Here is a 15,265-nt window from a genome sequence, read left to right as displayed (position 1 = left end):
ATCTCAATTGCGCGAAGAACGGAAGGGTAGTCATTTACCGCACAGTGAAAGAACGGTTTTTCGCCCAAAACATCGCAGCGATGGGCAAAAAATGGCGCATGACCCAACGTTTAGTCCTCGATGGGTTCGATCAACTCAGGGCCGCTTGCTCTGTTTGAGTTTACTTTCGGGTCAACGCGGTGGGCTTGAAATCTGTCTTCTGGTGCAGGAACCATTAGCTGCGCAGCACCTTTACCGTCTTCACCGAGCCAAAGACCCCACTCGTTAGGTGCGAGAGAAACCGGCATCCGTTTGTGTATGTTTGACATCATTTCGTTGGCGCCTGTTGTAACAATCGCAACTGACCTTATTCGCTCGCCCTCTTTCTCCCAATCTTGCCAAATTCCGGCAAACACACAGGGTTCGCCATCCTTCGGCGTGATGTACCAAGGCAGCCGCGCGCCCTCTTCGGTTTTGGTCCATTCATAAAACCCTGTCGCTGGAATTAAGCAACGCCGCTCGCGACAGGCCGCTCGAAATGCTGGCTTCTCCGCAATGGTCTCGGCGCGAGCGTTGATTAATAGCGGGCCATCATTCAGCTTTTTGTACCAGTGAGGAAGGAAACCCCAGCGCATCGGCACAAGCTTTCGCCCTTCGCCCTCGTTAAATACCGCATGAATGTTCACGGTCGGACAGACATTAAAATTTGGAACAGCAGGAAGATTATTCGCAGGTGACGCGGCAAAGATTTGCGCCATTGCATCATTCGGCAAAGTAACAGCCAGCCGCCCACACATGTCGTATCCTCCGAAACTTAAATTGGCCCGAAACAGAAAGGGCGCTCCACCAAGGAAGCGCCCCATCTCATGTTTTGCAAATCGCTGCGCCAGAGACGCTTATTTTACTGTGATGCGACCGTCGAGATAAGGCTTATATGGCCCTGCCGCCGCAAGGTATTCTGCAACCACTTCGGCAAGGTCAGGCCCAAAGTCATAGGCGTTCATTGCGTCGCGGAACATGCTATAGCCATCTCCTCCGCTGCGAACAAAGTTGTTTGAAACGACGCCATAAGTTTTCTCAGGATCAAGCGGCTCAAAACCGGAGCCCATATCGATCATCACGTCACTAATCCGGTTCCCAGTTGATTCCGAACCAGTGATTGTGAATTTCATGCCCGACACCTGTGCAAACCGGCCGTCTTTGGACTCGTCGTCATATTGCAACACGGCATTTTCCAGAGCCTCTTTAAGCACAGCGCCAGTAACCTGGAATGTCGCTAGAGTATTCTGGAATGGAAGCACGGTATAAACCTCTCCCATTGTAACTTCACCGGCATCAATGCTGGCACGGAGACCACCACCGTTAGCAAGAGCAACCTGAATGCCTTGATCCTTCACGCGGGCAAGCATCGCATCGGCAACGAGATTACCCATCTGGCATTCCTGTGTTCGGCAGTTTTCACGCGCACCGTCAATCGCTTCTGCGGCTTCTGCAACGACCTTGTTGCGGATTTCATCAAGCGGTTTCGCCGCTTCCATGATCCGCGCAACAGTGTCGGAATCCTCAGATACGGATGCATCGTTCAACAGCGGCTCGCCCACTGCTTCAACAATCTCGCCAGCGTCGTTGAATGTCACGTTCAATTCGCCAAGGAACTTGCCGTAGGCATAAGCCGAGACGATTGCCGTATTGCCAACCATTGTCGGATATGGCCCTTCGGCGCGATCATTCGTATTGGACAGCAGCGTATTTGTGTGGCCACCAACAATCACGTCAACGCCAGTGGTTTCGGCGGCAACTTTTTGGTCAATGTTATAACCGGAGTGCGAGAGAACGATGATCTTGTTCACGCCCTCTTCGGTCAGCTTGTCAACTTCGCCCTGTACGGCGTCTACCGGATCGGTGAAAATCACGTTGTCACCGGGGCTTGAAAGCTCCGACGTATCAAGCGGCGTCAGGCCGATGAGGCCGATCTTCTCGCCATTTTTCTCGATCACAGTCGATTTCGGCAATTTACCGGCAAGTGCTGGTTCCTGAGAAACATCGGCGTTCGACATCAAAACAGGAAATTCCACAGCATCCATGAATCCGGCCAGAACTTCAGGGCCGTCGTCGAACTCATGGTTGCCGACTGTCATTGCGTCGTAACCGAGTTTGTTCATCATCTCGGCAGCGAGTTTCCCTTTATAATAGGTATAGAACAGCGTGCCTTGGAATTGGTCGCCGCCATCTACAAGGATGCTGTTGTCCGAACGTGCGCGTGCGTCATTTACGGCAGTTACCAGACGAGCAGAACCACCAAAACATTTTCCTTCGGTGTTATCCTCAGCGGAGCAGCCGGAATCATATTTGCTGATCGGCTCGAAACGCGCGTGGAAATCGTTGGTATGAAGAATTGTCAGTGAGTAATCCGCGATTGCTGCACCAGCAGACAAAGCCAGTACGGCGGCGGACGTGAAATATCGGGCAAACATCTAAACACTCCCATTGTTGTTTTATTAAAGCAGCTTGGAGAAATTCGACCAAAGAGTCAAAGGTTCCGCGCTCTGGAGATAGAGTTCATTTGTAATGCTCAAATGACGTGCGGGGCTTGACCATATCTTTGGCAGAGGGCAAACCCTTCGCTATGCTGATTTACAAAGTTTTCCGCGTTCGAGAATGGAACGCACTTGCCGGTACCGGCGAAACAGTGGGCGCGCCGATTGACCGCTCTGATGGGTTTATTCACTTCTCTACCGCCGAGCAGCTCCGCGAAACCGTGGCCAAGCATTTTGCCGATATCCCCGGCCTCGTCCTTGCGGCCGTGGACACTGAATCTTTAGGCGATGATCTGAAGTGGGAAGTGAGCCGGGGTGGAGACAAATTCCCCCATCTTTATCGTAAGCTGAAACTCTCTGAAGTCGTCCACCATGCGCCCTTAAAAGAGCTGGATGGCGTGCATCTTTTTCCGGATGAGATCCCATGAACATACTTGAGCGCGTCGGGCTTAAAGCCCTTCACTCCTTTGATCCCGAAACGGCCCATGGCCTTTCCATTACGGCGCTCAAAAAAGGACTGGTTCCACTTCCCGGTGCCCCCGTTGGCGGTACGCGCCTCGCAACAAATCTTTGCGGTATGGAAATGGCTAACCCGATTGGCCTCGCGGCGGGTTTTGATAAAAACGCTGAGGTAGTCAACGCGTTATCGAAGGCTGGCTTCGGTTTCATCGAAGTGGGCGCCGCCACCCCGCGCGCCCAAGCTGGCAATCCAAAGCCACGGCTGTTTCGGCTGACAGAACAGAAAGCGGTAATCAACCGCTTCGGCTTCAACAATCAAGGCCAAGATGCGATCGCTGAACGGCTTGCCGCAGCGCGTCCGATAACGCCGGTTGGCATCAACCTTGGTGCGAACAAAGACAGTGAAAACCGCGCGGATGATTTTGTGCAGGTGATGCGGTCATGTGGACCACATGTGGATTTTGCTACCGTGAACGTTTCTTCACCGAACACAGAGAAGTTGCGTGATCTTCAAGGGGCTGAGGCGCTGAATAGCCTTTTAAGCGGTGTCATTGCGGCGCGCGGCGAACATGCCCCGAATGCAAAAGTCCTGCTCAAAATTGCTCCTGACCTTAGTGAAAGCGAGCTCCCAGAAATTGCGGAGGTTGCGAAATCTGTTGGGATCGATGCTATCATCGCAACCAACACAACGCTGTCGCGCGACGGTATTCCAAGCAAGTGGCAGGATGAAGCCGGCGGATTATCTGGCGCGCCGCTGTTTGAAAAAAGCACACGTATTCTCGCTCAACTCTCCAAGATCACTAACGGTGAAATACCACTCGTTGGTGTTGGTGGGATATCGTCCGCTCAAGACGCTTTCGCAAAAATCCAAGCGGGCGGCTCGGCAGTGCAACTATACTCCGCGTTGGTTTATCAAGGGTTTTCGCTCGTATCCGATATCGCCAAGGGACTTGACCAACTTCTTGAACAGAACGGATTTGCGACCGTAGCGGAAGCAATTGGCAGCAATCGGGACGCTTGGCTTTAGGCGGCTTCTTCCGCTCCGCGCTCTAGAGCGGGATAGCGCGTGGCCAATGTAAGCGCGCGGGCAACAAAAGATATCAAGAGCGACATCCAGAGCCCGTGGTTCCCAAAGACTGGCACAAGGATCGCCGCGGCGAGCACATAAACAATCGCTGACTGAAACATCTTGTTGCGCATGTCGCGTGTACGGGTCGCGCCAATAAATACGCCATCCAAAATCCAAGACCCAAGGCCGGTTAGCGGCGCGAGGATCATATAGATCAGATAAACCCGCGCTTCGGCACGGACAGGTTCCGCCGTCGTCATTAGGTCGATGATTGTTGTCCCGAAAATGGCAAAGGCGAGTGTTAGAAGTACGCAAACCGCAAATGACCACCCCGAACATAAAACGACCGCACGACGCAAATTCGCGCGCGATTTGGCACCCAGCGCTTGCGCGACAAGCGCCTCTACCGCGAAGGCAAACCCGTCCAGCGCATAGGCTGTAACCATAAGAAACTGCATCAAGATTTGATTTGCGGCAAGCGGCACATCTCCGAGTCCGGCCGCGAAGAACATAAATGATAGAAACACCATTTGGAGGAGAACAGAACGGATCATGATATCTATATTGACGCTCATCATCCGCTTGAGTTTCTGCGGGTCGAATATATTGGATTTGGTGCGCCACGCCGTCCCTTTGAAGCCAGCGCGACAAAACCAAAGCGCAAGAGCACAACCGCTCCACTCCGCGATGAAGGTTGCGAAGGCTACGCCCTGAACTCCCCAGTCAAATCCAAGAACAAAAACGAAATCGAGCACAATATTCAGCCCGTTCATAACGACCTGAATGGCCAAGACCGCACGTGTGCGCTCTGCCGCAATCAGCCACCCGGTAAGCCCATAAAGAGCAATCATGGCTGGCGCCGAGAAAACCCGTATCTGCATATACTCCCGAGCGAGGCTTTCGACCTCGGGTGATGCAGGAGACACAAGGAACGCCCCCGCAAAAAGCGGCATCTGGAACAGGATAATCGCAACGCCCGCAGTCAAAGCGATAAGAAGCGCACGGATTAATATCGCGACTGTTTCCTCGGTGTCCTTTGCGCCCATAGCCTGTCCGGCCAAGCCGGTTGTTCCCATACGCAGGAACCCGAAAATCCAATAGATCGCCGTAAGGATAACTGCGCCGATCCCCACAGCACCGATCGGAGCGGCTTCGCCCATTTGGCCAACAACACCCGTATCGACGATGCCGAGCAACGGCACAGTGGCATTCGAGATAACAATCGGAATTGAAATATTCAGAACACGACGATGCGTGATCTCTGGAGAGGCTTCATTCATCGCGGGCTGGCATCAAAAAGTGTCCTGTAGCCTGAGCGAATAGTCGCGCGCGATTATCTTGCCATGCTTCGACATGAACACTCGCATATCGCCGCCCAGAGCGGTTAACCCGCGCCCGCGCGTAAGCATCGCGCGGCAATCCGGTGCGTAAGTAATCAACCGTGAAATCAATCGTTTTCGGCATACGTGGCAGGCGCTCGGGCGTTACCGTTGTAGGATCGATTTTACCACTTTCGATATCATCCCAGATGTAAGACCACGACAGACCAATAATCGCCGTTATTTCAAGAAATCCAGCTGTCGCCCCACCATGCAGCGCGGGCAGTAGCGGATTGCCAATCAATTTCTCGGAATAGGGCAGAATAGCCGTAAGTTCGTCTCCGCGCCGATCAAACTCGACGCCGAGAAATTGGATAAAGGGCAAACCTTTGACCAAAGCGCCAAGGGCTGCGTCACGCCGCTGTTTAACGACTTGTACTGGTTCTGGTGCAGGGCGTCTCATGATTTGCCCTCCTTCGCGCGCTCAACGGTAAAGGCGCCGGTTGCTGCCGCCACCGGATTGGATTCGTCATCGTCAAAAGCTGTTGCGCGAACAAATGCAACATTGCGTGTTACATGATAGCACTCCGCGCGCGTTTTGATCCGCTGTCCAGGTGTGGCGCTGCGCATATAGTCGATCCTGAGATCAATTGTTGCCGTCGCAATCGCCATAGTCGGATGCGACATCACTGCCGCCCCACTACATGTATCCATAAGCGCTGAAACCGCTCCCCCATGAATAACTCCAGTTGAGGGGTCGCCCACCATTCGCTCGTCATACGGCATCGAAATCACAGCGACACCGTCGTCAATCGATTCAAGACTCAAATCCAGCGCCTTTGCATATGGAATGGCCTCAATAAATTGGCGAGCGAGGTTTTGGCGATCTTGATCCATGGTGGTCCCTCTCTTGCATGACAGCAGGGTGCAGCAGGCGTTTTGATCAGCAAACATTTTTTTCGACGGCGTCACAACCCTTTGATTGAACCTATTCGCAGATATGCCTAAGCTCCAAATCAGGAGAACCAATATGTCAGAAACACGCCTCAGTTTTAAAGAGATGTGCGCGAAATTCGATGTCACGCCGCGAACCCTGCGGTATTACGAGTACATTGAATTGCTGCAGCCAGAAAAAGAGGGCCGCAGCCGTTTCTACACGCCACGCGAAGTTGCGCGGATGGTTCTTATTCTTCGTGGCCGTCGCTTTGGCTTCAGTCTTGAAGAAATCCGGCAATGGCTGCAGATCTACGAAGAAAAGGGCACACGCCCGCAGCTTGAAGCATGGATCGACATGGCAGATCGACAACTCGTTGAACTGCGCAAACAGATGAACGAACTGGCTGAGTCGATCGAAGATCTTGAAAAGCTCCGCGAGGACGCTGCCAAGATCATAAAGTAGCAGATTTCGCCGCGTCCACTGCCAGCGCTTACGCAAATTTCGCGAACTTTTATTGCGTATGACCTAGCGTCACCTTTCTTGACCTTTCGTCAACTTAGAAATGACGCAGCGTTCCGTTTACGTCAACGTCAACTTTCCTTGTAAAGTAGCAGGAAGGCAAACACACTCAATTCGTATTCAAAAAGGAGAGCACCACAATGTCTAAAGTGATGACCATCCGCGAAATGTGTGACGCCTTTGATGTGACCCCACGCACATTGCGATTCTACGAAGCCAAGGAACTGTTGTTTCCGATCCGAGAAGGGCAACGCCGCTTGTTCACCAAGCGTGATCGCGCCCGCCTCAAGCTGATATTGCAAGGCAAACGCTTTGGATTCAGCCTCGAAGACATCCGCCAGTTGCTTGATTTGTACGACATGGGGGATCAGCAATTTACCCAGCTAAACCGCACATACGAGCTCGCTCAGGAGCGCCTTGCTGACATGATCAGCCAACGCGACGAGCTTACCGGTGCAATCGAAGATTTACGGCAGCAACTAAAGTGGGGCGAAGAGCGCCTCGCAGAGCTTAAACGGCACGCCGCCGAATAAGGGAGACAACGAAATGCCCACATACACAGCCCCAATCCAGGATATGAACTTTGTCCTCCACGAAGTTCTCAAAGTCAGCGAAAGCAACATCCCGGGGTATGACGAGCTTGAATCAGACCTCACCAACGCCGTGCTTGAAGAAGCGGGCAAAATCGCAAGCGATGTGCTTGCACCGCTGAATGCAGTTGGTGACACTGAAGGCTGCCGTCTTGAAAACGGTGTTGTGTATACGCCGACCGGCTTCAAAGAAGCTTTCGAACAGCTCAAGGAAGGCGGCTGGACCGCGCTTGATTGCGACCCGGAATATGGCGGCCAAGGCATGCCTTATATCCTCGGCACAGCAGTGGGTGAAATCTTCGTTTCCTCGAACATGGCGTTTAACATGTACGCCGGCCTAACACACGGCGCATATTCTGCGATCCATGCGCACGGTACAGACGAGCAGAAACAAACATACTTGCCGAAAATGGTAAGCTGCGACTGGACCGGCACGATGAACCTGACAGAGCCGCATTGCGGCACCGATCTGGGTCTCATGCGCACCAAAGCAGAGCCACAGGACGACGGCAGCTACAAAATCACTGGCCAAAAGATCTTTATCTCGGCTGGTGACCACGACATGAGCGAGAACATCATTCATCTCGTTCTGGCCAAAATCCCTGGTGGCCCCGAAGGTGTTAAGGGCATCTCGCTCTTTATCGTACCGAAATTCATCGTGAACGAAGACGGCTCGCTTGGCGATCGTAACAGCCTCTCGGTTGGTAAGATCGAAGAAAAAATGGGCATCCACGGCAACTCGACTTGTGTGATGGATTACGACGGCGCAACCGGATACCTGCTTGGCGACATGCACAAAGGTATGCGCGCAATGTTCACCATGATGAACGAAGCACGACTTGGCGTTGGGCTTCAAGGCTATGCACAAGCCGCAGTCGCTTATGAAAACGCGCTTGCTTATGCGAAGGACCGTTTGCAAGGCCGCGACGTGACTGGAACGAAAAATCCGGATGGCCCTGCTGATCCGCTGATCGTACACCCAGACATCCGCCGCAACTTGATGGACCAGAAGTCTTTTGTTGAAGGCGCACGCGCATTTGTTCTTTGGGGTTCATCCCTCATCGACCAAGGGCACAAACTTAACGACAAAGACGCCGAAGGCCTCGTAAGCCTGATGATCCCTGTGATCAAAGGGTTCCTCACCGATAAGGGCTTTGAGAATGCTGTAAACGCACAACAAGTCTATGGCGGCCACGGCTATATCGAAGAATGGGGCATGTCGCAGTTTGCCCGCGACGCTCGGATCACCATGATCTACGAAGGTGCAAACGGCGTTCAGGCGCTCGACCTTGTAGGACGCAAACTCGCGACAGATGGCGGCAAGCATGTCATGGCCTTCTTTGAAATGGTGAAAGCTTTCCTTAAGGAAAACGCCGAGCACCCTGCCCTTAAGGATGATTTCATCCCGCAACTCAAGCAAGCGTCAAAAGACCTTCAGGCCGCTGGCATGTTCTTTATGCAAAACGGGATGAAGAACCCGAATGATGCGCTCTCGGGCTCTTATGACTTCATGCATATGTTCGGCCATGTTTGCCTCGGCCTGATGTGGGCGCGTATGGCAAAGGCTGCGCATGACGCACTTGAGGGTGGCGCTTCCAACAAAGAGTTCTACACTGCGAAAATCGCAACCGGTCGCTACTACATGGCGCGGCAACTGCCCGCCACTCGTCTGCACCTTGCCCGCATTGAAACCGGTGGAGCTCCGGTCATGGCTTTGGACGCAGAGGAGTTTTAGACCGAAATTTTCGGAGGATCTCATGCCCAAACGCTTTCGCCTGACACGTCGCTTTCCCTGCGCAATGACCGAGGATGGTTATCGCCGCCTCAAAAGGTTCGCAGCGGAGGCTGGATTAGACGAAGGCGAGGCACTGAGCTTCTTGTTCGAGAATTTCACCTCGGTCATCGACGAGGACAACCTGACGCATCGGTTGCGGCTGTTCAACTCGGAGCTTGACGCGCGGAAGCGTTAGGTTGCCTCGACGACATATGACTAAAGGATAAGAAAAAATGACCATCCAACTCTATTGTTTCGGTGAAAGCGGACACTCCTATAAAGCGGCACTCGCACTCGAGTTGTCTGGCCTAGAATGGGAGCCGAAATACGTTGATTTTTTCAACGGAGAGGCGCGCAGCCCAGAATACCTCAAAATCAATGCGATGGGGGAATGCCCCGCAATCGTGGATGGCGATCTCTCGCTTTCTCAATCCGGCGTCATCATTGATTATATAACAGAAAAAACAGGAAAATTCGGCGGCAAGACGCCCGAAGAAAAACGCGAAGTTCTCCGCTGGGTTCTATGGGACAACCATAAACTTAGTGCGCAGCTTGGCCCGCTGCGTTTCATGATGAACTTCCTACCAGAAGAGAAGCGCAACCCTGAGGTGATCGCGTTCCTAACCGGCCGTACCCAAGCCGCGTTGAAAACGTTGGAATCAGCCCTTGAAGGCAAAGACTGGCTGGTTGGCGACGAAATCACAGCTGCTGACTTGAGCTGCTGTAGCTATCTCTTCTATCCCGAGCCGTTCGGTTTTACCCGCTCGGATTGGCCAAACATTGACGCCTGGCTCGCTCGTATCGAGGCGCTGCCCGGCTACAAAATCCCTTACGATCTAATGCCCGGTTCGCCGGCAGATCGTGCCTAAGAAAAGGACAAACCCATGACCGAAGCATATATCTATGACGCAGTGCGATCGCCACGGGGCAAAGGCCGCAAGGACGGCTCTTTGCACGAGGTTACATCGGTGCGCCTTTCGGCTCAGATTCTGAACGCTGTCAAAGAGCGGAACGATCTTGATACGAAGGCCATTGAAGATGTGATCTGGGGCAACGTTACCCAAGTAAAAGAGCAAGGCGGCTGTCTTGCGCGGACTGCTGTCTTGGCAAGCGATTTTGACGAACAGGTTCCTGGCCTTTCGATCAACCGCTTCTGTGCTTCGGGCATGGAGGCCGTGAATCTCGCGGCCAACCAAATCAAAGGTGGCTCAGGCATGGCCTATGTCGCAGGTGGTGTGGAAATGATGGGCCGCGTTGCCATGGGCAGCGATGGCGCAGCGATTGCCGTTGATCCATCTGTTGCAATGAATACCTATTTTGTTCCGCAAGGCATTTCGGCGGACATCATCGCGACTGAATACGGCTTCACACGCGATCAGGCCGACGCGCTTGCCGTTGAAAGTCAGCGCCGCGCAGCAAAAGCGTGGGAAGACAAGCGCTTCGCAAAGTCGATCGTCGAGATCAAAGACCAGAATGGCCTAACCATTCTTGACCACGATGAATACATGCGCCCTGGTACCGATATGCAGGCTCTCGGCGCGCTCAACGCAAGTTTTCAGGCAATGGGCGAAGTGATGCCCGGCTTTGATAACGTCGCGCTGATGAAATACCCGCACCTTGAGCGGATCAACCACATCCACCACGCAGGGAACTCTTCTGGTATTGTGGATGGTGCAGCCGCTGTACTGATCGGCAACAAGGAATTTGGCGAGAAATACGGCCTCAAGCCGCGCGCGCGTATCCGTGCAACCGCAAAAATCGGCACTGATCCGACCATTATGCTCACCGGCCCAGTCCCTGTGACCGAGAAAATCCTTGCCGACAATGGCATGGACATCAGTGACATTGACCTCTTCGAAGTGAACGAAGCCTTTGCCTCTGTGGTTCTGCGCTTCATGCAACGGTTCGACGTTGACCCAGCCGTGGTAAACCCGAATGGCGGCTCAATCGCGATGGGTCACCCGCTCGGTGCAACCGGCGCGATTATCATCGGCACCCTACTCGACGAGCTTGAGCGTCAGGACAAAGAGGTTGGCCTTGCAACGCTCTGTATCGCCTCTGGTATGGGCGCGGCCACAATCATTGAGCGGATGTAAGCGGGAGCAAAGTCACAACAACGGGAGGGTACTATGAGCAAAATCGACCTTGATAACATTCCAGAGCGCACAGGCTCTATCTATCCCGGTCGGCATGCGGGCGAAATGAAGGGACGTTCCTCGCTGCGGATTGGCGCGGCGGGTGGCCTCACACAATTCGGCGCAAACCTCATTATCCTTCAACCGGGCGCGAAATCCTCGCTACGCCATTGGCATGTAAACGAGGATGAATTCGTAATGGTAACCGAAGGGGTGGTGCAGCTTGTCACGGACGAAGGCGAAACCGAGATGGGCGCAGGTGACTGTGCCGCATTTCCCGCCAACGTCCCAAATGGGCATTGCTTCATCAACCGCTCCGGCTCCGAAGCCCGCTTTCTTGTTGTTGGCACATCTGCCCCCGAAGAAACCGCCTTCTACGCGGATATCGACATGAAATACACGCGGAAGAACGGCCAAAACAGCTTCACCCGCAAAGACGGCAGCCCCCTGCCCGACGATATCTAACGCACGTAACACCGATCTACTCCACAGATTTGGGAGACTATAAATGACTGATTTCACATCAAAAACCGACAAGAACGGCGTTGCCGTCATCACATGGGACGTTCCTGAAAAATCCATGAACGTATTGAACCTTGAAGGGTTCAAAGAACTTGACGAGGCCGTAGACGCAGCCCTTGCTGATGACACCGTGAAAGGTATCGTTATCACTTCGGGCAAGCCAGACTTCGCAGGCGGCATGGACCTCAACGTGATCGCATCCATGAAGGACAACGCCGGCGACAATCCAGCCAAGGGCCTGTTTGACGGCCTAATGAACATGCACAAAGTGCTGCGCAAAATCGAGCGCGCCGGCATGGACCCGAAAACAAACAAAGGCGGCAAACCAATCGCTGCAGCCCTCCCCGGCACCGCACTTGGCATCGGTCTTGAACTACCTCTTTCGTGCCACCGCATTTTCGCGGCCGACAATTCAAAGGCCAAAATTGGCTTGCCGGAAATCATGGTCGGTATTTTTCCTGGTGCGGGCGGTACAACACGCCTTGCCCGCAAGCTCGGCGCGATGGCGGCAAGTCCTTTCCTCCTCGAAGGCAAGCTCTCTGATCCGCAGAAGGCCAAAGCAGGCGGAATTATCGACGAGGTTGTTCCTGCAGATGAATTGCTTGAGAAAGCCAAAGCGTGGGTTCTTTCGGCGACTGACGCCGATATTCTCAAACCATGGGATGCCAAGGGATACAAAATGCCAGGTGGCGCGCCCTACCACCCTGCGGGCTTTATGACGTTCGTTGGTGCATCCGCCATGGTAAACAGCAAAACCAAAGGCGTTTACCCAGCAGCCAAGGCTCTGCTCTCTGCTGTTTACGAAGGTGCATTGGTTCCGTTTGACACCGCCCTCAAGATCGAGGCTCGCTGGTTTACTTCGGTTCTGATGAACCCAAGCTCCAGCGCAATGATCCGCAGCCTTTTCGTCAACAAAGAAGCGCTCGAAAAAGGCGCGGTACGCCCTGCAGATGTGGCGGACCAGCGTGTGAAGAAAGTTGGCGTTCTTGGTGCTGGCATGATGGGCGCGGGTATTGCGCTTGTGTCCGCCAAAGCAGGGATCGAAGTTGTCTTGCTCGATCAGGACCAATCCGCTGCGGATCGTGGCAAAGCCTATTCCGAAACCTACATGGACAAAGGCATTTCCCGTCGCAAAGCCACAGAAGAGCAGAAAGAAGCCCTTCTATCGCGCATCACAGCAACCACGGACTACAACGCGCTTGCTGACTGTGATCTGATTATTGAAGCCGTTTTCGAGGACACAAAGGTTAAGGCCGATGTGACTGCAAAGGTCGAAGCTGTGATCTCTGAGGACTGCATCTTCGCAACCAACACGTCTACCCTGCCGATCACCGAATTGGCCAAAGCCAGCAAGGCGCAAGATCGCTTTATCGGCATCCACTTCTTCTCTCCAGTCGAGAAAATGCTGTTGGTTGAAATCATCAAAGGCGCAGAAACCGGTGATCGCGCAGTAGCGAAAGCGCTCGACTACACGCGTCAAATCCGCAAGACGCCAATTGTTGTGAATGACGCGCGGTTCTTCTATGCCAACCGTTGCATTATCCCTTACCTCAACGAAGGTATTCGGATGGTTTCGGAGGGTGTTGCTCCGGCGCTGGTTGAGAATGCCGCAAAGCTGGTTGGCATGCCACTTGGTCCGCTCCAACTTGCAGATGAAACATCGATCGACCTCGGCGTAAAAATTGCCAAGGCTACGATGGCAGCAATGGGTGACGACTATACCGACCACGCATCCTCAGACTTGCTGTTCTGGCTTGCTGACGAGGGCCGTCTTGGTCGCAAAGCCAAGGCTGGGTTCTACAACTACGACGAAAAAGGCAAACGCCAAGGATTCTGGGAAGGGCTTGCAGAGAAACACCCGCATGCGGAAACACAGCCGGAACTCACCGAAGTTCAGCATCGCCTTTTGATGACACAGGTGCTTGAGGCCGTTCGCGCGCTTGAGGAGAATGTGTTGATGGATATTCGCGAGGGTGACGTGGGCGCGATCCTCGGCTGGGGCTTTGCGCCTTGGTCCGGTGGTCCATTTAGCTGGCTCGATATCATCGGCGCTGAGCGCGCTGTTGAGATTTGTGATGCACTTACCGAAAAGCACGGCGATCGGTTCACAACACCAGCACTCCTGCGCGAAATGGCGAAAAACGGCGAAACATTCTATGGCCGTTTTGGCTCCCAGAAAGCCGCTTAAAAACGAAGAAACGGCGCGTTGCCCTGCATCAACGCGCCGTTCTTAAATAGATCAAATCGCTTTAGAGCGCTCAAGCGGCGAAACGGCCCCCATCAACCAGGTCCGCGGCGTCTTCCATAGCAATTGCACTTGCCAATTTCTTGGCTTCAGACATGGGCAGGGCCTCGTAGGCAGGCTGATCTGCACCTGCCACCTGAACGATGTCCACTTTTTGCCTTTTGGGGCAAAAAAACAATGCGCCGACATTGGCAAAAACCACTTCGTCACGCGCAAATTCCAAGGTTACCACTTCGGGGCAAAGCTCCGGAGCGGACCGTTCGATGCCACGAATGCCTTCGAGAGCCAAGGCGGGCAACAAAACGAACGGGTCGCCATACAGATTTTCGGCTGTATCGCTTTCGACCATCACATGTTGCGATGGCAGTAGAAAAATCTCTTCTCGGTTGCCTAGCGCCTCTGCCGGAACGCGCAACAAGAATGAGTTTTCATCAACGGAGAATTTCTGGCGGGTAATCGCAAGCACTTCCTGCAAACCACCATCAAACGTCAGAACCTTGTCACCAACAGTGATATTCTGAACTGGGCTCCATCCCCGGCTCGTCGCAACTTTGGTGCCTGACATGATCCCCGGATTGTTCACGGAACACAGATCAGCATCACTAGCGCCGGAAACTGCACCAGCAGCCTTCCTAACTCTGTTCATTACTGCGTTTCCAAGTCCGAGCATTCGGGTTCTCCGTTTTCATTACATCGGGCGTTGCTGCTGTGTGCGGGCAGCTTTTGCCGTCGACTTAACCAATTAGATTGATTCTTTCGTTCAGATCGCGTCGAGATTTGGGCAAAAATTTGTCAGAGTTTCCCGTGAGAAGACAAAAGGAGCAGACAGGAGTTATTGACTCCGAGAAATGGAAAAAATGCACATTTTTCGTTCATTTAGCGGGCTTTTTTGGGTGAAAATTTTGTGGAATTTCGTTCGTTATCCGTCCGGACATGTCCTTTTAGGCAGGTGCACTCTATCCGAAAGAGCCAATTTGGAGCGAATCTGTATGAGAAGACCTGTCCTTTTCGGTAGGTTGACCCAATTTTTTGACCAAATATGGCAAAACCCTACGTAGGGTAAACTTGAGGCAAAGTTGCGCGACCACAATTGCCGATTGGCGCATATGTGAACTGGTTCTTGTTGCGGAAGGGGCGCTCCGCTAATCTCACTCCATATTCATAAGAACCGAGCAGTAAA

At 53.2% G+C, this 15,265-nt stretch carries 16 protein-coding genes; 10 read left to right on the top strand and 6 right to left on the bottom strand.

The genetic code is table 11. From position 1 onward, the window contains the following. Positions 1–110: 110 nt before the first annotated feature. On the bottom strand, positions 111–776 hold the full coding sequence (locus OU789_RS02515; RefSeq protein WP_274652991.1) for an SOS response-associated peptidase: 666 nt from the start codon (positions 774–776) through the stop codon (positions 111–113). A gap of 99 nt (positions 777–875) precedes the next feature. Next, on the bottom strand, positions 876–2,453 hold the full coding sequence (locus OU789_RS02510) for a bifunctional metallophosphatase/5'-nucleotidase (protein ID WP_274652989.1): 1,578 nt from the start codon (positions 2,451–2,453) through the stop codon (positions 876–878). A gap of 152 nt (positions 2,454–2,605) precedes the next feature. On the opposite strand from OU789_RS02510, the gene OU789_RS02505 reads away from it, so the two are divergent. Together OU789_RS02505 and OU789_RS02500 are read left to right on the top strand one after the other, a co-directional pair. Then, positions 2,606–2,944 (top strand): DUF952 domain-containing protein, encoded by a 339-nt coding sequence (locus OU789_RS02505; protein WP_274652987.1) that lies wholly within the window; start codon positions 2,606–2,608, stop codon positions 2,942–2,944. Next, entirely contained in the window at positions 2,941–4,002 is a 1,062-nt protein-coding gene (locus OU789_RS02500; RefSeq protein WP_274652985.1) for a quinone-dependent dihydroorotate dehydrogenase, read from the top strand. The genes OU789_RS02505 and OU789_RS02500 overlap by 4 nt, the downstream gene beginning before the upstream one ends. Here the strand turns inward: OU789_RS02500 and OU789_RS02495 are convergent. Genes OU789_RS02495 through OU789_RS02485 form a run of 3 tightly spaced genes read right to left on the bottom strand, consistent with a single transcriptional unit; the run spans position 3,999 to position 6,260 of the window. Continuing rightward, a complete protein-coding gene (locus tag OU789_RS02495) occupies positions 3,999–5,324 on the bottom strand; it encodes an MATE family efflux transporter (RefSeq protein WP_274652983.1) in 1,326 nt (441 codons plus the stop codon). The genes OU789_RS02500 and OU789_RS02495 overlap by 4 nt on opposite strands. After that, complete coding sequence (locus tag OU789_RS02490; RefSeq protein WP_274652981.1) at positions 5,317–5,826, bottom strand: PaaI family thioesterase; 510 nt, start codon at positions 5,824–5,826, stop codon at positions 5,317–5,319. Before OU789_RS02490 ends, OU789_RS02495 begins: the two co-directional genes overlap by 8 nt. Beyond that, positions 5,823–6,260 (bottom strand): PaaI family thioesterase, encoded by a 438-nt coding sequence (locus OU789_RS02485; RefSeq protein WP_274652979.1) that lies wholly within the window; start codon positions 6,258–6,260, stop codon positions 5,823–5,825. The genes OU789_RS02490 and OU789_RS02485 overlap by 4 nt, the downstream gene beginning before the upstream one ends. 133 nt (positions 6,261–6,393) lie before the next feature. Here OU789_RS02485 and OU789_RS02480 point away from each other — a divergent pair, with 133 nt between their 5' ends. The 8 genes from OU789_RS02480 to OU789_RS02445 all read left to right on the top strand — a co-directional run bounded on the left by OU789_RS02480 (position 6,394) and on the right by OU789_RS02445 (position 14,028). Then, complete coding sequence (locus tag OU789_RS02480) at positions 6,394–6,762, top strand: MerR family transcriptional regulator (protein WP_274652977.1); 369 nt, start codon at positions 6,394–6,396, stop codon at positions 6,760–6,762. 197 nt (positions 6,763–6,959) lie between these two features. Next, the gene (locus OU789_RS02475; protein ID WP_263954032.1) at positions 6,960–7,352 is read left to right on the top strand and encodes a MerR family transcriptional regulator; all 393 of its coding nucleotides are present in this window, start codon (positions 6,960–6,962) and stop codon (positions 7,350–7,352) included. Between the two features lie 13 nt (positions 7,353–7,365). Next, entirely contained in the window at positions 7,366–9,144 is a 1,779-nt protein-coding gene (locus OU789_RS02470; RefSeq protein WP_274652974.1) for an acyl-CoA dehydrogenase C-terminal domain-containing protein, read from the top strand. 22 nt (positions 9,145–9,166) lie between these two features. Then, the gene (locus tag OU789_RS02465) at positions 9,167–9,379 is read left to right on the top strand and encodes a hypothetical protein (RefSeq protein WP_263954034.1); all 213 of its coding nucleotides are present in this window, start codon (positions 9,167–9,169) and stop codon (positions 9,377–9,379) included. 37 nt (positions 9,380–9,416) lie between these two features. Then, on the top strand, positions 9,417–10,052 hold the full coding sequence (locus tag OU789_RS02460; RefSeq protein ID WP_274652971.1) for a glutathione S-transferase family protein: 636 nt from the start codon (positions 9,417–9,419) through the stop codon (positions 10,050–10,052). Positions 10,053–10,067: 15 nt separating this feature from the next. Beyond that, positions 10,068–11,279 (top strand): acetyl-CoA C-acetyltransferase, encoded by a 1,212-nt coding sequence (locus tag OU789_RS02455; protein ID WP_274652969.1) that lies wholly within the window; start codon positions 10,068–10,070, stop codon positions 11,277–11,279. Between the two features lie 33 nt (positions 11,280–11,312). Beyond that, entirely contained in the window at positions 11,313–11,783 is a 471-nt protein-coding gene (locus OU789_RS02450) for a cupin domain-containing protein (RefSeq protein WP_274652967.1), read from the top strand. A gap of 43 nt (positions 11,784–11,826) precedes the next feature. Beyond that, positions 11,827–14,028, top strand: a complete 2,202-nt coding sequence (locus OU789_RS02445; RefSeq protein ID WP_274652965.1) for a 3-hydroxyacyl-CoA dehydrogenase NAD-binding domain-containing protein — start codon at positions 11,827–11,829, stop codon at positions 14,026–14,028. A gap of 70 nt (positions 14,029–14,098) precedes the next feature. On the opposite strand, the gene OU789_RS02440 is transcribed toward OU789_RS02445, so the two are convergent. Further along, the gene (locus tag OU789_RS02440; RefSeq protein WP_274652963.1) at positions 14,099–14,731 is read right to left on the bottom strand and encodes a Hint domain-containing protein; all 633 of its coding nucleotides are present in this window, start codon (positions 14,729–14,731) and stop codon (positions 14,099–14,101) included. Between the last annotated feature and the right edge of the window lie 534 nt (positions 14,732–15,265).

Origin of the sequence: Halocynthiibacter sp. C4, from assembly GCF_028823805.1 — a bacterium.
Classification (GTDB): Bacteria; Pseudomonadota; Alphaproteobacteria; order Rhodobacterales; family Rhodobacteraceae; genus Falsihalocynthiibacter; species Falsihalocynthiibacter halioticoli.
The sequence above is the reverse complement of the archived record's forward strand: the minus strand, read 5'-3'. Positions and strand labels throughout refer to the sequence as shown.